Annotated in this window: 25 protein-coding genes and 1 riboswitch; of the genes, 13 read left to right on the top strand and 12 right to left on the bottom strand. The window is 66.1% G+C overall.

Annotated features, from left to right (window positions below; genetic code table 11):
* Nucleotides 1-6 precede the first annotated feature (6 nt).
* Nucleotides 7-633: a hypothetical protein gene (locus J2852_RS13780; protein ID WP_209876322.1), complete on the top strand. Its 627-nt coding sequence runs from the start codon at nt 7-9 to the stop codon at nt 631-633.
* A 61-nt stretch (nt 634-694) separates the two neighbouring features.
* Here the strand turns inward: J2852_RS13780 and J2852_RS13775 are convergent, their stop codons facing one another.
* Nucleotides 695-1,039 (bottom strand): endonuclease domain-containing protein, encoded by a 345-nt coding sequence (locus J2852_RS13775; protein WP_209876320.1) that lies wholly within the window; start codon nt 1,037-1,039, stop codon nt 695-697.
* A 261-nt stretch (nt 1,040-1,300) separates the two neighbouring features.
* Between J2852_RS13775 and J2852_RS13770 the strand changes: the two genes are divergently transcribed.
* Nucleotides 1,301-2,032: a hypothetical protein gene (locus tag J2852_RS13770; RefSeq protein WP_209876318.1), complete on the top strand. Its 732-nt coding sequence runs from the start codon at nt 1,301-1,303 to the stop codon at nt 2,030-2,032.
* 25 nt (nt 2,033-2,057) lie between these two features.
* Here J2852_RS13770 and J2852_RS13765 read toward each other — a convergent pair whose 3' ends face one another.
* Both J2852_RS13765 and J2852_RS13760 read right to left on the bottom strand, forming a co-directional pair.
* A complete protein-coding gene (locus J2852_RS13765; protein ID WP_209876315.1) occupies nt 2,058-3,968 on the bottom strand; it encodes a hypothetical protein in 1,911 nt (636 codons plus the stop codon).
* A 210-nt stretch (nt 3,969-4,178) separates the two neighbouring features.
* The gene (locus tag J2852_RS13760; protein ID WP_209876314.1) at nt 4,179-5,546 is read right to left on the bottom strand and encodes a pentapeptide repeat-containing protein; all 1,368 of its coding nucleotides are present in this window, start codon (nt 5,544-5,546) and stop codon (nt 4,179-4,181) included.
* Between the two features lie 409 nt (nt 5,547-5,955).
* Between J2852_RS13760 and ffh the strand changes: the two genes are divergently transcribed.
* The 5 genes from ffh (at nt 5,956) to rplS (ending at nt 9,603) form a co-directional block, all read left to right on the top strand.
* Complete coding sequence (gene ffh, locus J2852_RS13755) at nt 5,956-7,323, top strand: signal recognition particle protein (protein WP_209876312.1); 1,368 nt, start codon at nt 5,956-5,958, stop codon at nt 7,321-7,323.
* 69 nt (nt 7,324-7,392) lie between these two features.
* A complete protein-coding gene (rpsP, locus tag J2852_RS13750; protein WP_209876310.1) occupies nt 7,393-7,755 on the top strand; it encodes a 30S ribosomal protein S16 in 363 nt (120 codons plus the stop codon).
* Nucleotides 7,756-7,821: 66 nt separating this feature from the next.
* A complete protein-coding gene (gene rimM / locus J2852_RS13745; protein WP_209876308.1) occupies nt 7,822-8,370 on the top strand; it encodes a ribosome maturation factor RimM in 549 nt (182 codons plus the stop codon).
* 59 nt (nt 8,371-8,429) lie between these two features.
* Nucleotides 8,430-9,170, top strand: a complete 741-nt coding sequence (trmD, locus tag J2852_RS13740) for a tRNA (guanosine(37)-N1)-methyltransferase TrmD (RefSeq protein WP_246499622.1) — start codon at nt 8,430-8,432, stop codon at nt 9,168-9,170.
* A gap of 40 nt (nt 9,171-9,210) precedes the next feature.
* Nucleotides 9,211-9,603, top strand: coding sequence for a 50S ribosomal protein L19 (rplS, locus tag J2852_RS13735; protein ID WP_209876497.1), 393 nt, complete (start codon nt 9,211-9,213; stop codon nt 9,601-9,603).
* Nucleotides 9,604-9,795: 192 nt separating this feature from the next.
* On the opposite strand, the gene J2852_RS13730 is transcribed toward rplS, so the two are convergent.
* Complete coding sequence (locus tag J2852_RS13730; RefSeq protein ID WP_209876304.1) at nt 9,796-10,695, bottom strand: DMT family transporter; 900 nt, start codon at nt 10,693-10,695, stop codon at nt 9,796-9,798.
* Nucleotides 10,696-10,787: 92 nt separating this feature from the next.
* A riboswitch (TPP riboswitch) is annotated at nt 10,788-10,919 on the top strand.
* Between the two features lie 103 nt (nt 10,920-11,022).
* Here J2852_RS13730 and thiC point away from each other — a divergent pair.
* On the top strand, nt 11,023-12,762 hold the full coding sequence (gene thiC, locus J2852_RS13725; protein ID WP_343206738.1) for a phosphomethylpyrimidine synthase ThiC: 1,740 nt from the start codon (nt 11,023-11,025) through the stop codon (nt 12,760-12,762).
* Nucleotides 12,763-12,844: 82 nt separating this feature from the next.
* Here the strand turns inward: thiC and J2852_RS13720 are convergent, their stop codons facing one another.
* Nucleotides 12,845-13,021 carry a hypothetical protein gene (locus tag J2852_RS13720; RefSeq protein WP_209876302.1) on the bottom strand — a complete coding sequence of 59 codons (177 nt, stop codon included), beginning with the start codon at nt 13,019-13,021 and terminating at the stop codon, nt 12,845-12,847.
* Between the two features lie 154 nt (nt 13,022-13,175).
* On the opposite strand from J2852_RS13720, the gene J2852_RS13715 reads away from it, so the two are divergent.
* Both J2852_RS13715 and leuC read left to right on the top strand, forming a co-directional pair.
* Entirely contained in the window at nt 13,176-13,577 is a 402-nt protein-coding gene (locus J2852_RS13715; protein ID WP_209876301.1) for a hypothetical protein, read from the top strand.
* A gap of 145 nt (nt 13,578-13,722) precedes the next feature.
* Entirely contained in the window at nt 13,723-15,126 is a 1,404-nt protein-coding gene (leuC, locus tag J2852_RS13710) for a 3-isopropylmalate dehydratase large subunit (protein ID WP_209876299.1), read from the top strand.
* Between the two features lie 45 nt (nt 15,127-15,171).
* Here the strand turns inward: leuC and J2852_RS13705 are convergent, their stop codons facing one another.
* The 7 genes from J2852_RS13705 to J2852_RS13675 all read right to left on the bottom strand — a co-directional run bounded on the left by J2852_RS13705 (nt 15,172) and on the right by J2852_RS13675 (nt 21,013).
* A complete protein-coding gene (locus J2852_RS13705; protein ID WP_209876297.1) occupies nt 15,172-16,497 on the bottom strand; it encodes a branched-chain amino acid ABC transporter permease in 1,326 nt (441 codons plus the stop codon).
* Between the two features lie 63 nt (nt 16,498-16,560).
* Nucleotides 16,561-17,298, bottom strand: coding sequence for a tRNA pseudouridine(38-40) synthase TruA (gene truA / locus J2852_RS13700; RefSeq protein WP_209876295.1), 738 nt, complete (start codon nt 17,296-17,298; stop codon nt 16,561-16,563).
* Nucleotides 17,280-18,236: a methionyl-tRNA formyltransferase gene (gene fmt / locus J2852_RS13695; protein ID WP_209876293.1), complete on the bottom strand. Its 957-nt coding sequence runs from the start codon at nt 18,234-18,236 to the stop codon at nt 17,280-17,282. Before fmt ends, truA begins: the two co-directional genes overlap by 19 nt.
* A gap of 19 nt (nt 18,237-18,255) precedes the next feature.
* The gene (gene def / locus J2852_RS13690; RefSeq protein ID WP_209876291.1) at nt 18,256-18,768 is read right to left on the bottom strand and encodes a peptide deformylase; all 513 of its coding nucleotides are present in this window, start codon (nt 18,766-18,768) and stop codon (nt 18,256-18,258) included.
* 98 nt (nt 18,769-18,866) lie between these two features.
* Nucleotides 18,867-19,091, bottom strand: a complete 225-nt coding sequence (locus J2852_RS13685) for a hypothetical protein (RefSeq protein WP_209876289.1) — start codon at nt 19,089-19,091, stop codon at nt 18,867-18,869.
* A 98-nt stretch (nt 19,092-19,189) separates the two neighbouring features.
* On the bottom strand, nt 19,190-19,399 hold the full coding sequence (locus J2852_RS13680) for a cold-shock protein (protein ID WP_209876287.1): 210 nt from the start codon (nt 19,397-19,399) through the stop codon (nt 19,190-19,192).
* Nucleotides 19,400-19,585: 186 nt separating this feature from the next.
* Entirely contained in the window at nt 19,586-21,013 is a 1,428-nt protein-coding gene (locus J2852_RS13675) for a DNA recombination protein RmuC (RefSeq protein WP_209876285.1), read from the bottom strand.
* A 143-nt stretch (nt 21,014-21,156) separates the two neighbouring features.
* On the opposite strand from J2852_RS13675, the gene J2852_RS13670 reads away from it, so the two are divergent.
* The 3 genes from J2852_RS13670 (at nt 21,157) to J2852_RS13660 (ending at nt 23,950) form a co-directional block, all read left to right on the top strand.
* A complete protein-coding gene (locus tag J2852_RS13670) occupies nt 21,157-21,729 on the top strand; it encodes an NUDIX hydrolase (protein ID WP_209876283.1) in 573 nt (190 codons plus the stop codon).
* A gap of 93 nt (nt 21,730-21,822) precedes the next feature.
* Nucleotides 21,823-22,179 carry a zinc ribbon domain-containing protein YjdM gene (locus tag J2852_RS13665; protein ID WP_209876281.1) on the top strand — a complete coding sequence of 119 codons (357 nt, stop codon included), beginning with the start codon at nt 21,823-21,825 and terminating at the stop codon, nt 22,177-22,179.
* Nucleotides 22,180-22,516: 337 nt separating this feature from the next.
* Nucleotides 22,517-23,950, top strand: a complete 1,434-nt coding sequence (locus tag J2852_RS13660) for a hypothetical protein (RefSeq protein ID WP_209876280.1) — start codon at nt 22,517-22,519, stop codon at nt 23,948-23,950.
* The last annotated feature ends 198 nt before the right edge of the window (nt 23,951-24,148 follow it).

The following is a 24,148-nucleotide window of genomic DNA, read 5'->3' as shown; positions in this document are numbered from 1 at the left end:
CCGTTCATGCGCATCCTGTCCCTGGTTCTGTATCTCCTCGTCCTAAGCGTTCCCGCTTTTGCCGCCCCGCCACCCGCCTCCCCGGAGGAGCGGGAGGTCGTGGCCGTGTTCGAGAGCGCGCGGACCGCGCTGACCCAGAAGCGCGGCTCGGCCGTGGTGCCGCTGCTTTCCCGGACATCGGTGGACAAGCTGGAGGCGGTGCGCGCCGCCGCCCGCAACGGCACGGACGCCGGCATCAGCCGGTTGGAGCCGGCGGAGAAGTTCGCCGCCATGGGCCTGCGCCGCTACGTCAGCCCGTCCGATCTGCGCCGCATGTCGCTGGGCGATCTGGCCGATCATGGGATCAAGCAGGGCTGGCTCGGCCCCAACGTGATCGGCAGCAGCGGGCTGGGCCCGGTGCGGGTCAAGGGCGACCGCGCCTCGGCCATCCTGATGGTGGACAACCGCCCCGCGCTGGTCCCCGCCGACTTCGTCCGCGAGGGCGGCAAGTGGCGCATCGACCTCGCCAACGTCTTCACCTTCGGCAGCCAGATGCTGAAGGGCTTCGCCGCTATGTCCGGCAAGGGCGAGGACGCCTACATCGCCGACCTTTTGGAGAAGCTTCCGGCCAAGCCGGCGATGATGCATCGGTGAGCATGAAATGCCCCTCTCCCCGACGTGGGAGAGGGGTTGGGGTGAGGGGGCCGCGAAGCGGTCAGGTGAGCCGTTCCGAAATGCGCCCCTCCGCCACCGCGAGGATTGTCTCCAGGACCCCATCCAAACTCAGGAACACGTCCGGGTTCCAGACGCGCAGCACACGATAGCCTTCCGATTCCAAGAAGGCCGTGCGTTCGGCATCGCCGACGACGGTGTGTTGGCTGCCGTCGAGTTCCACGATCAGGTGCTTCTCGTGGCAGATGAAATCCACGACATAACGGCCCATGCACTGCTGGCGCCGGAACTTGAGCCCGGCGAGGCGACGGTCGCGGACCGCGTGCCACAGAAGCTTTTCCGCCTCGGTGGCTGTTTGGTGGAGTGATCTTGCCCGTTGTGACGGCATTATTTCGGCCCCCTCACCCCAACCACGCTTCGCCTATGGTGGCCTTTGGCCTCCATCCCGCTTCGCGGGCGGCTGCGCGCCCACGAGGGGAGAGGGGCTAACGAGTGTGGATGGTGTCATTTGTCCGTTATCGCGCCAATGCGCGAAAGATCTCATGTATGGAAGCCGCGAAGTACACCGCCTGCGACTCGGTGGACGGTTGCAAGGATTCTAGCGATTGCGTTAGACTCGCGCCGCACGCACTAAGCGTTGGTGCCACTCATGACCGCTCCGGATGGCTTTCCTTTTGACGCGTTGGGCTCGCGGTCCGACGTGCTGGCCCATTCGGCCGTGGACCTCTGTCCGTCCGCGGCGGTCGTTGGCGTGGCGCGCCCGCCTGTGGCGCACAGCGTCGGCTACTCCGTTCCCTGCAAGGCGGGTTTCGCCGCCGCCGTTCTGAGGCTGGCCGGGAGGCGCGGCGTGGATGCGTCGGCGCTGGCCTCGGCCGCGTTGCTGCTGGCGCCGGAGACGCTGGACGACCCCGGTGCGCCGGAGGGTGACGAGACCCGGTTGGAACTTCGGCTCGCCCCCGGACTGAACGACGCGGCCATCCGCCGGGCGCTGGCGGCGGCGCTGGCGCTGGCCGATCCGGACTGGCGGCTGGTCCCGGCGACCGACGTGGCGCAGCTGGAAGCCACAGTGGAGAAGCTGGACTATCGCAACAAGGCGCTGGCCCACGCGCTGGAACGGGTGTCCTTCCGGCCGCTCGACGGGCAGGTGACGCAGGTGCGCGACGCCGCGCAGCTGTTCGGCTTCGTCAACGAATGGTGCTTCGACGAGGACCGGGTGGTGAAGCGCTTCCGCGAACTGGCCCCGGTCTATCACCCGGACACCGGCGTGGTCGCCTGCCGCGAGCGCATGGCGCAGCTGATCGAGGCCCGCAACCTGCTGATCCGCCACGTCCGCACCGCCTACACGTCCGGCGACTGGACGAGGCGGCGGGGTGGGTGTTAGCCACCGCCGCCGATCGGAAGCGAGTTCAGGCAGCCGCTTGATTCTGCTGCGCTTCAGGAGAAGGGCCGTTCGGTCGGGGCGCCCCCGCGGGGGAGACGCCACCCGCGATGCGGTCCCGCAGGCCACCGGCAAAGGCAATGTCGAGGGCGGTGGGTTCTCCGGCCAGGAGGACGATCTGCGGGGTCGCCACGACGAGAATCGGTCGCGGGAGGCCCGGCCACCGACCGAGCGTGACGGACTCCGCGCCGTTGATGGCGGACAGCAAACTGCGAGGGGTGTTCGAACCACGCCGCGTTTCGGGAATCTGGTTGTCCTGCAAAACATTCAACAGGAACTCGAACCCCGGGCCGCTCTCGTCGAGCTTTGACGCGATGTCCGAGTAGCTGTGGCCCTCCACGTCGGTGCGGTCCATGCACAGCATCGCCACCAGCAGAAGCGGCCTGACACGGTCGTCGCCGTTCGGCCTGGGGTGGGGCGCGGCAACCGCCTCCAGGCCCAGCTGGAGCGGCCAGTTCACCGGTTGAACCAATGGCGTGTCAGGGCGACGGAGCGTCACCAGACGGATCGCCCGCCCCGGCTTGTGCGGGGAGGGCAGGGTGATGTCCATGATCTGGTCGCGTGCCGCCTCCCTCGACGGGGCGCCGACGCCCTGGCCGAACACCTCATTGAGGACGTCGTAGCACTGATAAAGCCGCTGGACGTGCTCGCTCGACTTCATGGCGTGAATCCGCGACGACAGGGTTGCCGTGGTCGCCGCCGCCGGGTCGAGGATGCGGACCGCCACCGGTTCGAGCCAGGGATCGCCACGCACCTGTTCCAGCGCGAAGATGCTCCGCAGGCCGATGTCGCGCAGCTGGCGGTATTTTTCCGGGCCGACCTCCAGCGCCAGTTGGGCTTGCGCGATCCAATCCAGGCAGGTGAGCAGCCCGTAGGGCGTTTCGGCGCACAAAAGCACCGGGTTCTCGGTCGCCAGCGTCTGGACGTCGGTGATTTCCCGCTCGGCAAGGCGGAACTCGATCTCGCTGTCGATGCCGTCGATCATGCTCAGCGGCATGGAGCGGGCGCTTTCCGCCGCGCCGGGAGCGATCCGCCGCAACCGCAATTGGGGAATCTTCTGCATCAACAGATCAAGTCCCGCCGCCGGGAAGAACCCGACGAGAAAGCCGGTCAGCGGGATGAGATTGCTCGCCATGCCGCTGTTTTGAATGGGCACCAGATGGCGAAGGACCAAGGCCGTCGTACAGGCCAGCACGATCCGCGCCGAGGCGCGCAGGAACGACATCGGCGACAGGTCGAAACAGGAAATCCGCCGGACGAGATACATGAGCGACCAGACGTAGGCGCCGAGAAACGCGAAGCCCAACACCGCGCCGCTCAGCTTCTGGTAATTGGCGAGTTCGGGGTTCGCCTTCTCGCCGTTCGGCGTGGCTTGTCCCCCGGTGTTTTGCCCGGTCGTCTGGGGGGTGGGGGGTGGCGTGGTCCCGGTGCTTGCAGGTGCCTCGGGCGTCATCAACTCCTGCTGCGCGCCCGGCACGCCATAGATGAAACTTTCTTTGTTCCAGATAATGGTCGGTGCATAAGTGATCAGATAGATGAAGCCCAAAGTGCTGATGGCGCCGAAAATCGCCATTGTCATGACGTAGAAAATCAGCTCGTGCGTAGCCCGAAACCAAGTCTTAACTCGTTCCATCTTGGACTTCGGCTCGGCGGCGAGATCATATTTTTGGAGAGCGAATTCGAAAGTCGGGAACAGGCTGACATCCCGGTTCGACGAATGTTGGAAGGTAGCCCGCAGGTTGCGGAGCACCGTCTGGCGATGCTTCTTAACGGCGTATCGGCCAGCCAGGACCGATGCCGGGATAAAGACGCCGAAGACGAACACGAGCCAGTTGGAAAAATTGTCGCCCTGAACGAAGGTGAAAGGCCACGAAATCATCGTTTCCTCCCCGCTTTCGAAGATGGTGGCTGTGAGACCCTCTCTCGACTTGCCGGAATACAGGAGTATGCAAAATACCGCACTGTGTGCGGCGATGTTCTTTTTTGAACGATGATGGCACGACTCAGGGTTCGTGAGAACAGTGTTGTTCTGTTCTGCAACGATCCTTTGCTAATGTTTTCGGAATACGCCCTTCTTGAGGGGGCGCCGTTATCCCAGAGGGGCTTCGTCGGACAGCCCGATGGCCTCGGCGATGTTGGCGCCTTCCAGCACGGCGCCGTCCATGGTGGCCCCGCTCAGGTCGGCGCCGGACAGGTCGGCCTCGCTGAGGTTGGCGCCGCGCAGATCCGCGCCCGACAGGTTGGCGCCGGACAGGTTCACCTTGCGCAGGTCGGCGTTCTTCAGGATCGCCATGCCCAGGCGGGCGCGCTGGAGGTTGGCGCGCCAGACGTGGCCGCTCATCGTCTGGATGTGCACGGGGCCGAGCTGCGCCTCGGTCAGGTTGGCGCCGGTCAGGGTCGCGCGCTCGAAATTGATGCCGCGCAGGTCGGCCTTGGTGAAGTCCACCTTGCGCAGGTCGGACAGCGACATGTCGGCGATGGCGAGCGTGGCGCCGGACAGTACCGCGCCGCGCAACGTGATGCACTGTAGGATCGCCGCCGACAGGTTGATGCCCTCCAGCTTGCGCCCCGAAAGGTCGAGCGCGGAGAGGTCGGCGCGCTTGCCGTCCTTGCCGCCGCTGTCGATCCAGGCGATGTGGCTGAGCAGGATCTCGCGCAGGTCGTCGTCGGGGTTGGCCAGCGTCTTGGCCGTCACCGCCCCGGCGAGGTTGGGGGAGCGCAGCTGCGCCGCGTCCAGGATGGCGCCGATCAGGTTGGTGTTGGTGAAGTTGGCGCGCCCGATGGCGCAGCCGGTCATTACCGCGCCGGACAGGCGGGCGCCGGACAGGTTCGCTTCCGACAGGTCGGCGTCGGTCAGGTCGCAGCCGGTCATGTTGGAGTTGGTCAGGTTCGCGCGCATGAACTTCGTGCCGCGCAGGATCGCGTCGGTCAGGTCGGTCTGCATCACGAAGGCGTTCGCCACCTTGGCGCGCGACAGGTCGGCGCCCCGGATGGTGGCCGCCGTCAGCTCCGACGTCAGGACGGAGTCCTCGAACTTGTGATGGACCATCTCGCCGCCGGCCCCGTAATGGAGAAGCGTGCCGTCGCGCAGGTCCACCTCGACAAGGGTGGCTTCGGACAGGACGGCGCCGCGCAGGCAGGCCCCGCGCAGGTCGGCGCGGCGGAGATCGGCCTTTTCCAGGTTCGCCAGGCGCAGGTCGGCGGCGTAGAGGTTGGCGTTGGCGAGGTTGGCGCCGGTCAGGCGCGCGCTGAACAGTTTGGCGCCGGACAGGTCGGCGTCCGACAGGTCGATGCCCGACAGGTCCAGGTGAGACAGGTCGCGCATCTTCAGGTTGGCGCGCACGCCACCCGGCTGGCTTTTGCGGAAGGCCTGGTGCCGCAGGAGAATCGCATTCAACTGACTCTGGGTCAGCTTGGTGCGCGGCGAGTTCGAACCGAAGCCTTGCGCGGAAGACATCAACGGGGACCTTCGTTGTGACGCCGCCCAATCTGATCGGGAAGCCCCGAACAAACAGTTAACGACCAGTAACGATTGATTCAAGTCTGCCTATAATGAAGCACATACGGTCCGTCTACAGCCCTATTGGTTGAGGGGGCTTTCGGCCGCTGGCCTATGAACCGGCTTATGAACCGGCTTATGAACCGGCCTATGACATGGGCGGGAAGGAGGCGGCGGGATGCGGGAAATGCGGCGCTGTTGACTCTCGGTCCCCGGATCCGTATGGTCCGCCGACCTGCATCCGTCGAGCCGATCGACCGGGTACCGCCGGCCACCGTGCCGGGGACCTCCGCCAGTCCGCGAGTATCGCGCACTGGCGCTTTCGTGCTTGTGCGTGTGTCGGAACGAAACTGAGGACCGCTGACCCATGTTCGAAGGCCTGACCGGACGCCTGGGCGACATCTTCGACAAGCTGCGCCGCCGTGGCGCGCTGAGCGAGGAGGACGTCAACGCCGCGCTGCGCGAGGTGCGCGTGGCGCTGCTTGAGGCCGACGTGGCTCTGCCCGTGGTCAAGCAGTTCGTCGCCCAGGTCAAGGAGCGCGCCGTCGGCCAGGAGGTGCTGCGCTCCGTCACCCCCGGTCAGCAGGTCATCAAGGTCGTCCACGACAACCTCGTGGAGATGCTGGGCGCCGGCGAGGACATCAACCTCAACGCCGCCGCGCCCGTGCCGGTCCTGATGGTCGGCCTTCAGGGTTCCGGTAAGACGACCAGCACCGCCAAGATCGCGCTGCGCCTGAAGACCAAGGACCGCAAGAAGGTCCTGATGGCCTCGCTCGACGTGCGCCGCCCGGCCGCGCAGGAGCAGCTGAAGGTCCTGGGCGAGCAGACCGGCGTTGCCACGTTGCCCATCATCCCCGGCCAGGACCCGGTGACCATCGCCAAGCGCGCCATCGAGACCGGTCGCCGCGAAGGCTACGACGTGGTGATGCTCGACACCGCCGGCCGTCTCGCCATCGACGAGGAGTTGATGGCCGAGGTCGCCGCCGTGCGCGACGCGACCAAGCCGGTGGAGACGCTGCTGGTCGCCGACGCCATGACCGGTCAGGACGCGGTGACGGTCGCCACCAACTTCAACGACAAGGTCGGCATCACCGGCATCGTGCTGACCCGCGTGGACGGCGACGCCCGTGGCGGTGCCGCGCTGTCGATGCGCCAGATCACCGGCAAGCCGATCAAGCTGCTGGGTGTTGGCGAGAAGATCGACGCGCTGGAGCCCTTCCACCCCGACCGCATCGCCGGCCGCATCCTCGGCATGGGCGACGTGGTGTCGCTGGTCGAGAAGGCCGTCGAGACCATCGACAAGGACGAGGCTGAAAAGCTCGCCCGCAAGATGGAGAAGGGGCAGGGCTTCGACCTGGACGACATGGCCTCCCAGCTGAAGCAGCTGCGCAAGATGGGCGGCATGTCCGGCCTGATGGGCATGCTGCCGGGCATCGGCAAGATCAAGAATCAGCTGAAAGACGCCAACATCGACGACGGGATGATCAAGCGCCAGGAGGCGATCATCTCCTCGATGACCAAGGCGGAGCGCAAGAACCCCGACATCATCAAGGCGTCGCGCCGCAAGCGCATCGCCGCCGGCTCCGGCACCAGCGTGCAGGAGGTGAACAAGCTGCTGAAGCAGTTCGACTCCATGCGCGGGATGATGAAGCAGGTGCAGAAGATGGGCAAGAAGGGCCTGATGCGCGGCGGCTTGCAGAATCTTCTGCCGAAGAATTTCCGGGGGTTCCAGTGACCCCTGGCTTTTTCACCGCGCGATAAGCGCGATCACTTTTAACGTCTAACCAGGAAAGCAGTTCGACCCATGTCCCTGAAGATCCGTCTCGCCCGTGGCGGCGCCAAGAAGCGCCCGTTCTACGCCATCGTCGTCGCCGATGCGCGCAGCCCGCGCGATGGCCGCTTCATCGAGAAGATCGGCACCTACAACCCGATGCTGCCGAAGGATCACGAGCAGCGCATCGTCCTGAACGCCGAGCGCGCCAAGCATTGGCTGTCGGTCGGCGGCCAGCCGACGGACCGCGTCGCGCTGTTCTTCGCCAACGCCGGCCTGATCGCCAAGCCGGAGGTCCGCGAGACCCCGAAGAAGTCCGCCCCGAAGGCGAAGGCCCAGGAGCGTCTGAAGGCCGAGGCCGCCGCCAAGGCCGCCGCTGAAGGCGCCGAGGGCTGATAAGGCTTCCGTGGGTTGGGTGGCGCCGACGGCAAAACCCGACCCATGGGCCCGAGCGATTCTCTCATGTCCGCAAAAGTCTGTGTCGGTCAGTTCGCGGGGTCGCACGGCGTCCGGGGCCTGGTGAAGCTGAAGAGCTTCACCGGCGATCCGGCGGCGGTGGCCTCCTACGGCCCGCTCTCCGACGAGCGGGGCGGGCGCCTGTTCCGTCTGTCGCTCCAAGGCATGGCCAAGGATCTGTTCCTGGTCCGCGTCGAGGGTATCGCGACGCGCGAACAGGCGCAGGAGCTGGCCGGCGTACGCCTGTACGTGGACCGCTCCGCCCTGCCGGAGACGGAGGACGAGGACGAGTTCTACCACGCCGACCTGATCGGTCTGCGCGCGGAACTCGCCGACGGGTCCGTCTACGGCACGGTGAAGGCGCTGTATGACTTCGGGGCTGGCGACGTGCTGGAAATCCGCACGGAGTCGGGCTCGCTGGAAATGCTGCCCTTCACCAAGGCGTGCGTTCCGGTTGTCGATGTGAAGGGCGGCCGCGTCGTGGTCGACCTTCCGGCGGTGATCGAAGCGCGCGAAGGGAACGAAGACGCTGAGGAAGGGGAGGTCCAGCCGTGAATCACGGCGCGACCGGCCCGCTCGTCTGGACGGCCAAGGTCCTGACGCTGTTTCCGGAAATGTTTCCGGGCCCGCTGGGTCACAGCCTTGCGGGGAAGGCGTTGGAAAATGGAGTCTGGGCGCTGGAATCAGTGGACATTCGCTCTTTCGCGCGCGATAAACACCGCTCCGTCGATGACGCCCCCTTCGGTGGAGGGGCCGGCATGGTCATGCGGCCGGATGTGCTGGACGCGGCTTTGGCCGCGACGGCGGGTCCGCCGGATGCTCCGGGACGCGGCAGGGCGATCTACTTGTCGCCGCGCGGCCGGGTGCTGGACCAGGAACTGGTCAAGGAGCTGGCGGCCACCCCGGTGGTCACGCTGCTCTGCGGCCGGTACGAGGGGGTGGACGAGCGGGTGCTGGATGCGCATGGCCTTGAGGAAGTCAGCCTCGGGGACTTCGTGCTGTCCGGCGGCGAGGTCGCCGCGCTCTGCCTGATCGACGCCGTGGTGCGCTTGCTCCCCGGTGTCATGGGCAACGTGACGACGGCGGACGAAGAGAGTTTCGAGAGGGGATTGCTCGAATATCCCCACTACACCCGGCCGGCGGTCTGGACCGATGGGCAGGGTGTGGAGAGGTCGGTTCCGGACGTTCTTCTGTCCGGCCACCACGAGAAGGTTCGTGCCTGGCGGCTTGCCGAGGCGGAGCGGATCACACGGGCCCGGCGGCCCGACCTGTGGTCCCGCTACGAGGCGGTCCGAAAGGCCGAGGGTCAGAATGTTGGGAAACAGGGTCGCCGGCGCGGCCCAAAACCGGAGTGACGGTCCGCCGCGAGGCGCACCGATGGAAAGGGGTAGTGTCATGAACCTGTTGCAGCAGCTCGAGCAGGAGCAGATCGAGAAGGCCCTCGGCGGCAAGACCATTCCGGAGTTCTCGCCGGGCGATACCGTCCGCGTGAACGTGAAGGTGGTCGAAGGCACGCGTGAGCGCGTCCAGGCCTACGAGGGTGTCGTCATCGCCCGCAAGAACGCTGGCGTGAACTCGTCGTTCACGGTCCGCAAGATCAGCTACGGCGAGGGCGTGGAGCGCGTGTTCCCGCTGTACTCCCCGCGTCTGGAGTCGATCGAGCTGGTCCGCAAGGGCGCCGTTCGCCGCGCCAAGCTGTACTACCTGCGCGACCGTCGCGGTAAGTCGGCTCGTATCGCCGAGCGCACGACCGGCCGCGGCATGAACGAGAAGGCCGCCGCGGAGTAATCCGGCGCCCCTTTCGTCAAGAAGGTTTCCAGCACCCGCCCGGAGTGATCCGGGCGGGTGTTTGGCGTTGGGGGCGGCGCAAAGCCCCTCACCCCACAAGGGGAGAGGGGTAAACGCTGACGTGGCAACATCCCTTTGGCCTGCGGCCACCCCCTCATCCCAACCCTTCTCCCACACAGGGGGAGAAGGGCTTTAAGCCCGCATGGTCGTGACGATGCCGGCGCCGATCAGGGCGACGGCGATCAGCACGCCGGCGGTCAGCGGTTCGCCCAGGAAAGCGGCGCTGAGGAGAAGGGCGGTGATGGGGACGAGGCAGGCGATCTGCCCGGCCTGGCTGGCCGGCATGGCGGTCAGCGACTTGGCCCACCACCAGTAACAGAGCCCCGTCGCGACCAGCCAGTTGAAGGCCAGCACCGTGGACAGGGCGGGCGTCCAGTGGATGGGGCGCGCGTGCTCCGTGCCCAGGGCGAGCGGAGCGGTCACGACGGCGCTGACCGCGATCATCCAGAAGGTCTGGGTCCAGAAGGAGGTCTGCCAGCGGCCATGGCGGCGGTAGAGCGTCGCCCCCAGCGCCCAGCTGACCGCGCAGGCCAGCAGCAGGCCGTTGCCGAGCAGAACCTGGGTGTCGCTCCAGTCCAGTAGGGCCGGGTTGAAGAACACCAGCACGCCCGCGAACGTCAGCAGCGCGCCGGCCACCCGCCATTTGGTGAAACGCTCGCCGGCCAGCAGGACACCCAGCGGCAACGCCCACATCTGCATGGTGTAGGCCAGCACCGCCGCGCGACCCGGCGGTACGACCCGCAGGCCGATGGCGCTGAGGTCAAGCATGCCAGCCACCTGCAACAGCCCGATGATGGCGAGCGGCCAGCGCTCCCCACGCTGGGGCAGCAGTGGGAAGCGCAGCACGGATGACAGCAGGGCCAGCACCGCCGCTGCCCCCGCGAAGCGCAGGGTGCAGAAGGTCAGCGGCCCGATGTCGGCCAGCGCCGTCTTCATCAGCGGCCAGTTGGCGCCCCAGAACAGCACCATTCCAGCAAGTTGCGCGTACACCGCCGCTCCGGGGGCGGGGCGCGTCATGGCTTCATTTGCCATGGGTCCTCCCAAGTTTGCCGGCATGGTAGGGCGCCAAATGGTTGGGGAGGTCTGCTTTCCTTTGACAGCAGCCGCGCGTGTCGGCACCATCGGTTCCGTTCCAGGGGGGTCCCGTAGGGGGCTGAGATACCACCGGCTGATGCTTCGATCCGAAGGCGGCGACGTGGTGACCCTTAGAACCTGATCCGGGTCATACCGGCGAAGGGAGGAATTTCGCACGGGCAATCCGTATTTTCGGGCGCCCCAGGACCGTCATGGGTCTGCGTTCCATCGCCTCCGTCCGCACAGTCCCGGGTTTGTCCGGCAACATCGTGACGGAGAAACCCCGTGCCCAAGGACCCCAACTTTCAAGATATTGGCCAAGCCTCTATCCGTATCTCGACCGGCCCGCTGCCCGCCTCGCGCAAGGTGCATGTGCCGGGACCGCGCACCCCCGACCTGCGCGTCGCCATGCGCGAGATCTGCGTCGGCGGGGGCGAGCCGCCGCTGCGCGTCTATGATTCCTCCGGCCCCTACACCGACCCCGACGCCGCCATCGACGTGCATGCCGGCTTGCCAAAGCGGCGTGAAGCCTGGATCGAGGCGCGCGGCGACGTGGAACCGACCGCCAGCGGCGCTCTGCGCGCCAAGCTTGGCAAGGCGGTGACGCAGATGGCCTACGCCCGCGCCGGCATCGTCACGCCGGAGATGGAGTACATCGCCGTCCGCGAGAATCTGGGCCGCTTGGAAGCGGCGAAGACGGAGCGCGACGGCGAGGATTTCGGGGCGGCCATTCCCGACCTCGTGACGCCGGAGTTCGTGCGCGACGAGGTGGCGCGCGGTCGGGCCATCATCCCGGCCAACGTCAACCACCCCGAATCGGAGCCGATGATCATCGGCCGCAACTTCCTGACCAAGATCAACGCCAACATCGGCAACTCCGCCATCACCTCCTCCATCGAGGAAGAGGTCGAGAAGATGGTCTGGTCGATCCGCTGGGGCGCCGACACCGTGATGGACCTGTCCACCGGCAAGGACATCCACCAGACCCGCGAGTGGATCCTGCGCAACGCGCCGGTTCCCATCGGCACCGTGCCGATCTATCAGGCGCTGGAGAAGGTGGGCGGCAAGGCCGAGGACCTGACCTGGGAGCTGTTCCGCGACACGCTGATCGAGCAGGCGGAGCAGGGCGTCGATTACTTCACCATCCACGCCGGCCTGCGTCTGGCGCACATCCCGCTGACCGCCAAGCGCGTCACCGGCATCGTGTCGCGCGGCGGCTCGATCATGGCGAAGTGGTGCCTGACCTATCACCGCGAGAATTTCCTCTACGACCATTTCGAGGAGATCTGCGACATCTGCCGCGCCTACGACGTGGCGCTGTCGCTGGGCGACGGGCTGCGGCCGGGCAGCCAGGCCGACGCCAACGACGCCGCCCAGTTCGCCGAGCTGGAGACCCTGGGCGAGCTGACCAAGATCGCTTGGGCGAAGGACGTGCAGGTGATGATCGAGGGGCCGGGCCACGTCCCGCTGCACAAGATCAAGCACAACGTCGATATCCAGCTGAAACTGTGCGGCGAGGCGCCCTTCTACACGCTGGGTCCCATCGTGACGGACATCGCCCCCGGCTACGACCACATCACCAGCGCCATCGGTGCCGCGATGATCGGCTGGTTCGGCACGGCGATGCTCTGCTACGTCACGCCGAAGGAGCATCTGGGCCTGCCGGACCGCGACGACGTGAAGGCGGGCGTGATCGCCTACAAGATCGCCGCGCACGCCGCCGACCTCGCCAAGGGGCACCCGGCGGCGCGGGCGAGGGATGACGCCATGTCGCGGGCGCGCTTCTCCTTCCGCTGGAAGGATCAGTTCGCTCTGGCGCTCGACCCCGACACGGCGCAGGCGTACCACGACGAGACCCTGCCGGCGGAAGGCGCCAAGACGGCGCACTTCTGCTCCATGTGCGGGCCGAAGTTCTGCTCGATGAAGATCACGCAGGAGATCCGCGATCAGGCGGAAGCCGGCATGGCCGAGATGTCCGAACGCTTCCGCGAGGGCGGCGGGGAAATTTACCGGCCGCAGGCGTAAGTCTGTTGGGTTTCGCTTTGCTCAACCCGACCTACGACGTCCTGTAGGTTGGGTTGAGCCGCAGGCGAAACCCAACATCACCTCACATGAACAGGATCTGTGCGCCCAGCCATCCGACCACCACCAGCACGACCAGCATCACCAGCGCGGTCGCGATGGCGATGTTGGACTGGCGGATGCGCCGGCAGTTCGGGCAGGACGGCTCGCTCGCCGGGTAGCGTTTGTCGCAGCGTTCACAGCGGACGGTCTGGTCCGACACGGGAATTCCCCTCGTTTCAAGAGTGGCGGGACGCTAGCACAGGGTGGCTCCGGCTTCCACCGGCGGCATGGTGTCGCTGTGACGGATCGCGCCTTTGCGGGGCAGGGTTGCAGCGGCACAAGCGATGGGCGTTCTACCTCATAGGGTGAGACCCATGCTCCGCAAGTTTCTGCCCCTGTCCGCCGTGCTCCTCGCCGGTGCCTGTGCCGCCGGCCAAACCATCGAAGTGCCGGTGACCGGCTCGCTCGGCGAGAAGGCTCCGTTCAGGGGCGTTGCCCGTGCCAGCACCAACAGCCCGCTCGGCGTCTATCTGGTGCAGACCGCCGATGAGCGGCTGACCTGCCACGGCTCCTACAACGCCGCCGACGTGACGCCGCGCATCATCGTCGCGGTGTCCTGCCAGGACGGTCGGTACGGCGCCATCGAGCTTCTGCGCAGCATCGACCTGATGTCCGGCACGGGCAAGGGCATGCTGAACGACGGCACGCCCGTGCGCGTGGCCTTCGGTGAGAAGGCCGGCGGTGAAAAGGCGGGCGGCGAAAAGACAGGCGGCTGAGAGATACTTTCTTGCGGGCTAGGCCCCGGTTGCGGAAGACGGTTAGCCATACTTGTCCCCCGCGCGACACAACGCTATTGTGCCGCCTCCGGGCCGCCCACCCCGTTCGTCCGTTTGGCCCGACGCCTGTGAGAGAGAGCTTACGATGTCCAAGCCGCGCACCCTCTTCGACAAGATCTGGGACAGCCATGTCGTCCACCGCCAGGACGACGGCACCTGCATCCTCTACATCGACCGCCATCTGGTCCACGAGGTGACCAGCCCGCAGGCGTTCGAAGGGCTGCGCGTCGCCGGCCGCAAGGTGCGCCGTCCGGAGGCCACTCTGGCCGTGCCGGACCACAACGTGCCGACCACCGACCGCTCCAAAGGCATCGTCGAGGAAGAGAGCCGCGTCCAGGTCGAGACGCTGGACAAGAACGCGCGCGATTTCGGCGTCCGCTACTTCCCGATGGACGACATCCGCCAGGGCATCGTCCACATCGTCGGGCCGGAGCAGGGCTTCACGCTGCCGGGCTGCACCATCGTCTGCGGCGACAGCCACACGGCGACGCATGGTGCCTTCGGCGCGCTGGCCTTCGGCATCGGCACGTCGGAGGTGGAGCATGTGCTGGCCACCCAGACGCTGCAGCAGAAGCCGGCCAAGAACATGCTGGTCCGCGTGGACGGTGAACTGCCGCCGGGCGTGACCGCCAAGGACATCGTGCTGGCGATCATCGGCAAGATCGGCACCGCCGGCGGCACCGGCCACGTCATCGAATTCGCGGGCGACGCCATCCGCTCGCTGTCGATGGAAGGCCGCATGACCGTCTGCAACATGGCCATCGAGGGCGGCGCCCGCGCCGGCCTGATCGCGCCGGACGAGAAGACCTTCGAATACATCAAGGGCCGCCCGCTGGCCCCGAAGGCCGGCGCCTGGGAGCAGGCCGTCGAGTATTGGAAGACCCTGCCGTCGGATGAGGGTGCCGTCTACGACACCACCGTCGTGCTGAACGCCGCCGACATCGCCCCGCAGGTCACCTGGGGCACCAGCCCCGAGGACGTGCTGCCGATCACCGCGACCGTCCCGAACCCGGCCGACGTGGCCGACGCCGGCAAGCGCGCCGCCGTCGAGCGCGCGCTGGAGTACATGGGCCTGACGCCGGGTCAAAAGCTGACTGACGTGAAGGTGGACACGGTCTTCATCGGCTCCTGCACCAACGGCCGCATCGAGGATCTGCGCGCCGCCGCTGACCTCGCCAAGGGCCGCAAGGTCGCCGAGGGCGTGCGGGCGCTGGTCGTCCCCGGCTCCGGCCTCGTCAAGGAGCAGGCGGAGGAAGAGGGTCTGGACAAGGTCTTCACCGAGGCCGGCTTCGAATGGCGCGAGCCGGGCTGTTCCATGTGCCTGGCGATGAACGCCGACCGCCTGTCGCCGGGCGAGCGCAGCGCCTCCACCTCGAACCGCAACTTCGAGGGCCGTCAGGGCCGCGGTGGCCGCACCCACCTCGTCAGCCCGGCCATGGCCGTGGCGGCGGCGGTGACCGGCCATCTGGCCGACGTCCGCGAGCTGTAAAAGAAACGAGGGGGCCGAAAGGCCCCCTCGGTTTTTCTGGGGAGTTCAATCCCCCCGCGAGCGGTCCTTGCCCAGAAGGCCGTTCGGCCGGTAGATCAGGAACAGGGTCAGCAGGCCGAAGGCCACGATGTCCTTGTAGGCGATGGCGAAATAGGCCGACCAGAAGGTCTCGACCAGCCCCAGCAGCGCGCCGCCCAGCATGGCGCCGGGGACCGAGCCGATGCCGCCCACCACGGCGGCGGCCAGGGCTTTGAAGCCCACCAGATAGCCCGTGTAGAAGTTCACCCCGCCGTAGTAGAGCGCGATCACCGCACCCGCCGCCGCTGCCAGCGCGCCGCCGACCGCGAAGGTGGTGGCGACCGTGCGGTTCACGTCCACGCCGACCAGTTCCGCCGCCTCCACATCGTCGGCGCAGGCGCGGTGGGCGCGACCATAAGCCGTGCGCTGCATGATGGCCCAGAGAAGAGCGTAAAGGCCGGCGGTCATCAGCAGGATCACCGCCTGCGAGGTAAGGGCGGTGACGGTGAAGGAGCCGTCGCTCAGCAAATCATGCCGCTCGGCCAGGATTGGGGCGGGCCACCAGTCGCGGGCGCCGTGCAGCAGGCGCACGCCCTCCTGGTAGGCGAGCGACAGGCCGATGGCGGCGATCAGCGGCGTGTGGCTGTGCACGTTGCGCAGCCGGCGGAACACCAGCCGGTCCATGGTCCAGCCCTGCACGGCGGTGAGCGCCATGACGGTCGCCAGAACCCCGAGCACGGCCAGCGGCAGCGAGCCCAGCCCGGCCATGCCCAGCGCCGCCGCCCCCATGGCGGTCACCATGGCGCCGATCATGGTCAGCTCGCCCATGGCGAGGTTGATCTGGCCGAGGATGCCGTAGACCAGCGTGTAGCCCAGCGCCAGAAGCCCATAGACGCAGGCGACCGTCGCCGCGTTGATGACCTGCTGCACGAAGAAGAGAAGGGGCGCCCAGTCGGTGGGGCCGGACGGCTTTGCTCCAACGGCTTCCGGCGGCAGGCCGATGCGGGCGGCGGGCAGACCGGCCCAGACCCGCAGCATGATGAACTGCATCTCGGTCAGCGGGCCGGTGCGGTCGGTGGTCACCGCTTCCAGATCGTGCCGGCGCGCGTCGAAGTAGCGGCCGCCGAAGCGGCAGTCAATCCAGTGCGGCTCGGCTCCGGCGCGGTAGGTCAGGCGGACGGTCTGGGCGTCGGCGGACGCCTGCGCCGCCTCGACCAGGGTGATCGGGGCGGATTCGAAGGCGGGGATCAGCTTGCGGCACAGCGCCACCTGCTCCGTGTCCACGCCGCCGCAGCCGGCCAGAAACAGCAGCGCGGCAGTCAACAGCAGGATCGGCAGGGCGATTCGGCGCACGGACAGCGGCCACCGGCCAATGGTTCGTCAGCCAGTCAATCCTAGCCGCAAATCGTAAGCCTGTCAGTAGCGCGCGGCGACGAAGTAGAGGCCGTCCGGCGGGGCGGTCGGTCCGGCCTTGGAGCGGTCGCGCGCCTCCAGCGCCCGGCGCACATCCTCGGCGGCCCATTTGCCGGCCCCGACCAGCTCCAGCGTGCCGACCATGTTGCGCACCTGATGGTGCAGGAAGGAGCGGGCGGCGGCGTGGATGCGGATTTCCTCGCCGATGCGCTCCACGTCCAGCCGGTCGAGCGTCTTCAGCGGCGACTTGGCCTGGCAGAGCGCGGCGCGGAAGCTGGTGAAGTCGTGCTGGCCGACCAGAACCTGCGCCGCGACGTGCATGGCCTCGGCGTTGAGCGGGCGCTGCACGTGCCACGCCCGGCCGACGTCGAGCGCCAGCGGGGCGCGGCGGTTGACGATGCGGTAGACGTAGGAGCGGCCGATGGAGGTCAGGCGGGCGTGGAAGTCCTCCGGCACCTCTTCGGCCAGCAGCACGGCGACGGGCGCGGGCTTGAGGTGGAAGTTCAGCGCGTCGCGCAGCTTCAGGCCGGTGAAGGGCTTCTCCAGGTCGACGTGGCAGACCTGGCCCAGCGCGTGTACGCCCGCGTCCGTACGTCCCGACGCGTGGACGCGTACGGTCTCGCCGGACAGGCGCTGCACCGCTTCTTCCAGCGTTTGCTGGACGGAGGGGCCGTTGTCCTGGCGCTGCCAGCCGACGAAAGGCCGGCCGTCATACTCGATGGTCAGCTTCCAGCGCTGCATGCCGCGTTTTCAAGAACGGTGCCCACGGGCAGCGCGCCGTGCAGGCCGCGCAGGTAGTCCGCGCCGCCGACCGGCGCCTTGCCCGGCCGCTGCACGGTGGTCAGGCGCACGGCGCCGTCGGCGCAGGCGATGGTCAGCCGGTCGTCCAGCAGGGTGCCGGGAGCGGCTTTGGAGGCATCCGCCACCACCGCTTTCAGCACCTTGATGCGTTCGTTGTTGGCGTCGAACCAGCAGCCGGGCCAGGGGGTGAGGGCGCGGACCTGCCGTTCGACGAAGGCCGCGTCCCTGGTCCAGTCTAGCCGGCCGTCCTCGCGGGTCAGCTTGGCGGCGTAGGTCACGCCCTCCTCGGGCTGCGGCTCGGCAGTCAAGCGGCCGGCGGCGAGGCCGTCCAGAGCCTCCACGATCAGGCGCGCGCCGATGTCGGCGAGCTGGTCGTGCAGGGTGGAGGAGGTGGTCTCCGGCGTGATCGGCACCGCGCCCTTCAGCAGCATGGCCCCGGTGTCGAGCCCGATGTCCATCTGCATGATGGTGATGCCGGTCTCGGCGTCGCCAGCGAGGATGGAGCGCTGGATGGGGGCCGCACCGCGCCAGCGCGGCAGCAGCGAGCCGTGCACGTTCAGGCAGCCCAGGCGCGGCGCGTCGAGGACCGGCTGCGGCAGGATCAGGCCGTAGGCGGCGACCACGGCGGCGTCGGCCTTCAGCTCGGCGAACTCGGCCTGGGCCTCGGCGTTGCGCAGGGATTTCGGCGTGCGCACGGGGATGCTGCGCTCGTCGGCGAAGCGGTGGACCGGCGATTTCTGCACCTGCTGGCCGCGCCCGGCGGGGCGGGGCGGCTGGCTGTAGACGCAGAGAACCTCATGCCCCGCCTCGACCAGCGCGCGGAGGCTGGGCACGGCGAAGTCCGGCGTGCCCATGAAGACGAGGCGGAGCTTGGTCATGTCGGTCGGTTCGTCCCGGTCAGGCGTTCTGGCGCTGCATCTTCTGCACCTTGCGCAGAATGATGCCGCGCTTCAGCGAGGACAGGTAATCGACGAACAGGACGCCGTTCAGGTGGTCGATCTCGTGCTGGATGCAGGTGGCGAGCATGCCGTCCGCGTCCATCTCCCGAACCTCGTTCTTCTCATCGAGGTAGCGGACGCGGATCGCCTTGGGGCGGGTCACCTCGGCGTACTGCTCGGGCACCGACAGGCAGCCTTCTTCGCAGACGGACTTTTCGTCGGACGTCCAGACGATTTCCGGGTTGGCGAGGCGAATGGGGTTCGGTGCCTCCCCCTTTTCGTGCACGTCCACGACGATGACGCGCTCCAGCACGCCGATCTGCGGGGCGGCGAGGCCGATGCCCTGGGCGGCGTACATGGTTTCCACCATGTCGTCCATCAGCTTGGCGACGCGCGCGTCAACCTTATCGACGGGCTTCGCCTTCTGCTTCAGCACGGGGTGCGGGGCGACGAGGATTTCCAGAACGGCCATGGGTGCTCGGCAACGGTGCGGGGGAGGTTACAAAATTCCAAAATATGCAGGGCGGGCCGTCCGGTCAAGGAAGGCCAATGGCCCGCCGTTGCAATCGATCAGAGCGGCGAGCGGGTAATCGACTTGATGGGGCCGCGCGGGTTGCCGGACATCTCGGCGATCTTGCGGTCCTGCTCCTCGATGAAGGCGCGGGCGGGCTCGTCGCCGTCCAGGCCGCCGACGAGGTTGCTCGGCACCTTGCGGTTGGAGGTGCGGGCGCCGTCCTGGTAGAAAACGTCGAACAGGATGAAGCCGTTGTCGGCGGGCTGCTTCTTGCGGGCCATGGGGGAATTGCTCCGGTGGCTGGGGTGGCTGGGAAACGCGCAACGGAAAGGGGCACCGGTTTCCCGGTGCCCCCTTCGTTCGGAACGGGTTCGGCGGATCAGACCGCCTTCAGGTTCTCCGCCGAGGTCTTGCCGCGCTTCGGGTCGCGCTGCTCCTCATAGGAGATCTTCTGGCCCTCGTTCAAGGTGCCGAGACCGGCACGCTCGACGGCGGAGATGTGGACGAACACGTCCGGGCCGCCGTTGTCCGGCTGAATGAAACCGTAACCCTTGGTGCTGTTGAACCATTTGATCGTGCCGACGGGCATGATGGTCCTCCGTTTCGTGTGAATGGCGCCGCATCGAACGGTACGGCGCATCAGACTGTGTCCAGGCATAGCGACGATCTGGGCACCCGAAGGCGTAGCAGGCCGGCAGTCCGAAGCAGAATGACGGAAGGAACGTGGGGACCCGGCCAGCCTTTGCAAGGCTAAAAAAGGGGCAGGGGATCCCACTTACGCTTCCACCCTCGCCCGAAGCTCCGGTGCCTGGAGGTGGCGCGGGGCGTGGTCGAGCGGCTCCAGCAGCGGGATCTCGGCGCCGTCCGGGGCGACGTGCAGGTCGCGGAAACGGCGCGCGCTGACCAGCACGCGGGCCTCCAGGCTGCCGACCGCGCCGTTGTAGCAGCCGACCGCCTTTTCCAGCTGGTGGCCCAGCCGCTCCATGTGGCCGCCAAGGTCGCACAGGCGCTTGTAGAGTTCGGCGCCGAGGCCGCTGATCTCGCGGGCGTTGTCGGCCAGCCGTTCCTGTCGCCAGCCGTAGGCGACGGCGCGCAGCAGGGCGATCAGCGTCGTCGGCGTGGCGAGGATCACGCGATGGTCGATGCCCGCCTCGATCAGGGTCGGGTCGTGCTCCAGCGCGGCGGAGAAGAAGTTTTCGCCGGGCAGGAACAGCACGACGAATTCCGGCGTGTCCTCGAACTGGTCCCAATAGGCCTTGGCGCCCAGCTGCTTCATGTGGTCGCGCACGTGCCGGGCGTGGCGGGACAGGCCGTCCCGGCGGGCGTCGTCGTCGCCCTGGATGCCGTCGAGGTAGCCTTCCAGCGGCGTCTTGGCGTCCACGACGATGGTCTTGCCGCCTGGCAGCCGGACGATCAGGTCGGGGCGCAGCTTGCCAGTGCCGGTCTCCATGCTGGTTTTGTCCACGCTGGCCTGCTCGAAGAAGTCGCAGTGGTCGAGCATGCCGGCCATCTCGCAGACCCGGCGCAGCTGGATTTCGCCCCAGCGACCGCGCGCCGCCGGGGTACGCAGGGCACGAACGAGGTTGCCGGTCTCGGCGCGCAGTTGGGTCTGGGTTTCGAGCAGGGAAAGCACCTGCTGCTTCAGCCCCTCGTAGGCGCCGGCCCGGGTGCGCTCCATTTCCTGGATCTGGCCGTCCATCTTCTCCAGCGACTGGCGGACCGGGGCGACGATTTCGGAAATGGCCGCCTGCCGCTTGTCCAGATCGCCCTTCGCCTGCTCCTGGAAGGTCGCCAGCGTTTCCTTGGCGAGGTCGAGGAAGCTCTGGTTGTTGGAGCGCAGGGCCTCGGCGGACAGGGCCTTGAAGCTGTCGGCCAGCGCGGCCTGGGCCTGTTCCAGCAGGGCCAGCTTCTCGGCGTGGGCGGAGCGTTCCTTGGCGATGGTGGTGGTCAGTTCGGCCTGACGCTCGCGGGCGGCGGCCACCTCGCCGGTCAGGCGGGCGATCTGATGGTCGCGCGCCTCAATATCGTCGCGGAGATCCCCCTCGATCCGCTCGGCGAGGTCGAGTCGGGTCGCCAGCTCCGCGTGGAGGGCGCGTGCCTCGGCCTCCGCGCGTGCGGCGAACACGCGCAGGATCGCGCCGGCGAGCACCGCCCCCAGCAGAAGCCCGAGCGCCACCGACATTCCGTCGAACGCGAACTGCATGAAATACCCCGAGGTTTTCAGACTGGAGGCGGAGGGTACAGGAACGAAAAGCGAAAGAGAACAGGTGATGAACATAAGCGCGGCTGTTCGGGTCACCTGCCGGGACGCTTGCCGGGTTCGGCCGTTCGCGCCATATCGGACGCATGTCCGAGGAGAACTCCCCGCAAGAACAATCCCCACAGGGCCCCCGCGTCCGCGGCATCCCGCCCGGCGAGGACCGCGAGCGGCTGATGTGTCCGGACTGCGGCTACATCGCCTACCAGAATCCGCTGATCGTGGTCGGGTCGGTGGCGGTGTGGGAGGACCGCATCCTGCTGTGCCGTCGCGCCATAGAGCCGCGCAAGGGCTTCTGGACCCTGCCCGCCGGCTTTATGGAGGAGCGCGAGAGCACCATGGAGGGTGCGGCCCGCGAGGCGTGGGAGGAGGCGCGGGCGAAGATCGAGATCGACTCGCTGCTCGCCGTCTACGACATCCCGCGCATCAGCCAAGTGCAAATGATCTTCCGCGCGCGGCTGGTCTCGCCCGACGTGTCCGCCGGCCCGGAAAGCCAGGAGGTCGGCCTGTTCCGCTGGGAGGAGATCCCGTGGGGCGAACTGGCCTTCCCGACCGTGCATTGGGCGTTGCGCGAACACCGCGCGCGACTGGGGCGCAGCGACTACGCGCCGGCCGTGAACCCGACGCCCGACGTGCTGGCGCAGTGGGAGCGGATGCTCTGACGGCGGATCGCCGGAAGCTTGTGTTTCCTATTCCACACGTCCGTGCACTAGGATGCCGCCCCCAAACGGCTCCCCGAAAAGGCAAGGACGGCGATGGACAGCGAGTTGAAGTGCCCCCAGTGCGGCTCCGAACATGTGTATCAGGATGGCAGCCTGTGGATCTGCCCGGAATGCGCGCATGAGTGGAACCCGGAAGCGACCGCCGAGTCCGGTGCGGAGGGCTCACAGGAGCAGGGCGTGCGCGACGCCAACGGGAACATGCTCGCCGATGGCGACAGCGTGACCGTGATCAAGGACCTGAAGGTCAAGGGCTCGTCGCTGGTCGTCAAGGGCGGGACCAAGGTGAAGAACATCCGTCTGGTGGACGGCGCCGACGGGCACAACATCGCCTGCAAGATCGACGGCATCGGCGCGATGAACCTGAAATCCGAGTTCGTGAAGAAGGCCTAACGGCGGATCGATATCCGCCAAGGAGCGGCCGTCAGAACTCAGCGAGGCGCGCCGCGACGAGAACGATGCAAGCCGCTGTGGGAAGCGCATCGATGATGGCGTCCAACCGGTCCTTGGCGGCGATCCCAACGCTTGTTCGCGAGCAACACAGCGGTGGCGTGCTCCACGCTCAGTTGCGGCATCTGGCCGAAATTCAGACAACGCAACCGCATCGCCGTACGCAATGCGGATTTCCCACAACCAAAACGGCTTTAACTCAACCTCAAGGTTCACGACCTACTCTGTATACAGTTTAACGCCTCGGCGGAATCGACAAATACGTACGATGGGGATAAGGATGGCGGCCAATAGAAACAAAGCGCAAATAGCTTCCGCTGCTGTCATTGCGGTCATTTCCATACATTCTCAGGGCTATGCGCTGCCGAGCGAACAGAGCGCCGTACCTTTCAAGTACGATCATGAAAGGGAGAAAAGCATCCGTGAAGAGGTCGCACGTTTACAAACCCAGTCGCCGCTATCGGAGGCGGACATTCGGGAAATTTCAAAAAGCTCCTGCTTTTTTGGCGCGATCTCTGCCCGAGAAAAAGTGCTCTCAGAGATAGTGAGCAACGCGCACAAGAAGGTGAATGGCGACCTGTCCAAGCTTTCCAAACAAGAGAAGGACGGATATGATTGGGCGGTGGTTCGCGTCGAGCTTTTAAAAAAGACAATCGATACGAACAACACGGCTATTACCGAAAAGCTGAACCAACTTGCCGCGTCGGGAGTTGATGCTGATGAGGTAAACAGCTCGGCCGGGGTTTGGGTGTCCAACGGATTTAATAAGGCGCTTGAGGTTGTTCAAAGCCAGAACCGAAACGTTGATGCCTATAGCGCAAGCAATGTTCCTGAAATTTGTAGCCAGCAGTTTGCGGCTAAACAGCATCCTCTTTGGAAGTATACAAAGGAGGGACAGGGTTCTAGGATCCGGATGATCGCCAGCAATCCTGAGATGAGGCAGATTATCGACGAGGAATCTCTTGGCAGTGCCAAGGGATTTGGTTTTATCGGGCTACTGGGAAGCAATACAAGCGCTGGCGATGTTTGCGTATTCAAGGCGAAAAGTGATGTGGTAAAAAGCCTATCGAGTGATTATGCAGACTTTTTAAACGGCAATGCATACTTCAGGAATGTGAGTGAACTTGACTATCTCGAAGAGTATGTATTTGGAAGCGATTTCAGGAATCTCAGCCGCTCCGATTTTGCCAAGCGCTATTTGGAAGAAGGAAACACGCGCTCTGAATGCTCGGTGGTTGTGGCGAGTGGCGGAAACCTCAATGTCATAAAGAGGATGATAGACAACAAGGGCATTAATTCTTACGTCCAAATCAGGTGGATTCCTATCGATAAATATGCCAGCGAGGAACAGAAGCAGGAGAACGAAGCAAAGCGAAAACAGGCGATCCGTGATCGTGAAGCGGAAGAATATAGGGCTGAACGTAAGATCGGCGAGTCTACTCCGATCGACGACGGCGCTGCGCAGAATCGATGCAAGCGTGAGTTGATCGATTCGACGAAAGGTGTGAGAGACATAAACCCCGGCGTGGACCTAAGTTTCAATCACGTAACGACCTTCAACATAGGTCTTGAGAAGACTGTGGTTTATAAAATCGTATCCAAATACGATGGCAGAGTGGTCGCGTCGAAGGATCATCGCTGCACCTTCAAAGGACGGTATCTGGACTCTATTGAAATGGAAGGGGCGCCGGGCCGCTGGGTTAAGATACAATAGAGTGTATCGATGGATGTGATGGGGTTGAGGTGGCGTTTCCTGGTGAGGACTGCTTTTCGATCATCCGTCCAGCATCAGACATAATGTATGATGGCTTGGGGCAACTGTCGGAAACCTTGAAAGGGGTTCAGGTGGTCGTCCTCCCGTAACGATTGCCGTATCGGTTATTTTCGTCCTCGCAAACCGCTTTGGCGGGTT

The sequence above is a fragment of the Azospirillum soli genome (genome assembly GCF_017876165.1).
Taxonomy (GTDB): Bacteria; Pseudomonadota; Alphaproteobacteria; order Azospirillales; family Azospirillaceae; genus Azospirillum; species Azospirillum soli.
The sequence above is the reverse complement of the archived record's forward strand: the minus strand, read 5'-3'. Positions and strand labels throughout refer to the sequence as shown.

Excerpts from the sequence above, each read along its gene's own strand:
- J2852_RS13780 (WP_209876322.1), top strand. The coding sequence starts at position 7 with ATGCGCATCCTGTCCCTGGTTCTGTATCTCCTCGTCCTAAGCGTTCCC.
- J2852_RS13775 (WP_209876320.1), bottom strand. The coding sequence starts at position 1,039 with ATGCCGTCACAACGGGCAAGATCACTCCACCAAACAGCCACCGAGGCG.
- J2852_RS13770 (WP_209876318.1), top strand. The coding sequence starts at position 1,301 with ATGACCGCTCCGGATGGCTTTCCTTTTGACGCGTTGGGCTCGCGGTCC.
- J2852_RS13765 (WP_209876315.1), bottom strand. The coding sequence starts at position 3,968 with ATGATTTCGTGGCCTTTCACCTTCGTTCAGGGCGACAATTTTTCCAAC.
- J2852_RS13760 (WP_209876314.1), bottom strand. The coding sequence starts at position 5,546 with ATGTCTTCCGCGCAAGGCTTCGGTTCGAACTCGCCGCGCACCAAGCTG.
- ffh (WP_209876312.1), top strand. The coding sequence starts at position 5,956 with ATGTTCGAAGGCCTGACCGGACGCCTGGGCGACATCTTCGACAAGCTG.
- rpsP (WP_209876310.1), top strand. The coding sequence starts at position 7,393 with ATGTCCCTGAAGATCCGTCTCGCCCGTGGCGGCGCCAAGAAGCGCCCG.
- rimM (WP_209876308.1), top strand. The coding sequence starts at position 7,822 with ATGTCCGCAAAAGTCTGTGTCGGTCAGTTCGCGGGGTCGCACGGCGTC.
- trmD (WP_246499622.1), top strand. The coding sequence starts at position 8,430 with ATGTTTCCGGGCCCGCTGGGTCACAGCCTTGCGGGGAAGGCGTTGGAA.
- rplS (WP_209876497.1), top strand. The coding sequence starts at position 9,211 with ATGAACCTGTTGCAGCAGCTCGAGCAGGAGCAGATCGAGAAGGCCCTC.
- J2852_RS13730 (WP_209876304.1), bottom strand. The coding sequence starts at position 10,695 with ATGGCAAATGAAGCCATGACGCGCCCCGCCCCCGGAGCGGCGGTGTAC.
- J2852_RS13715 (WP_209876301.1), top strand. The coding sequence starts at position 13,176 with ATGCTCCGCAAGTTTCTGCCCCTGTCCGCCGTGCTCCTCGCCGGTGCC.
- leuC (WP_209876299.1), top strand. The coding sequence starts at position 13,723 with ATGTCCAAGCCGCGCACCCTCTTCGACAAGATCTGGGACAGCCATGTC.
- truA (WP_209876295.1), bottom strand. The coding sequence starts at position 17,298 with ATGCAGCGCTGGAAGCTGACCATCGAGTATGACGGCCGGCCTTTCGTC.
- fmt (WP_209876293.1), bottom strand. The coding sequence starts at position 18,236 with ATGACCAAGCTCCGCCTCGTCTTCATGGGCACGCCGGACTTCGCCGTG.
- def (WP_209876291.1), bottom strand. The coding sequence starts at position 18,768 with ATGGCCGTTCTGGAAATCCTCGTCGCCCCGCACCCCGTGCTGAAGCAG.
- J2852_RS13685 (WP_209876289.1), bottom strand. The coding sequence starts at position 19,091 with ATGGCCCGCAAGAAGCAGCCCGCCGACAACGGCTTCATCCTGTTCGAC.
- J2852_RS13680 (WP_209876287.1), bottom strand. The coding sequence starts at position 19,399 with ATGCCCGTCGGCACGATCAAATGGTTCAACAGCACCAAGGGTTACGGT.
- J2852_RS13675 (WP_209876285.1), bottom strand. The coding sequence starts at position 21,013 with ATGCAGTTCGCGTTCGACGGAATGTCGGTGGCGCTCGGGCTTCTGCTG.
- J2852_RS13670 (WP_209876283.1), top strand. The coding sequence starts at position 21,157 with ATGTCCGAGGAGAACTCCCCGCAAGAACAATCCCCACAGGGCCCCCGC.
- J2852_RS13665 (WP_209876281.1), top strand. The coding sequence starts at position 21,823 with ATGGACAGCGAGTTGAAGTGCCCCCAGTGCGGCTCCGAACATGTGTAT.
- J2852_RS13660 (WP_209876280.1), top strand. The coding sequence starts at position 22,517 with ATGGCGGCCAATAGAAACAAAGCGCAAATAGCTTCCGCTGCTGTCATT.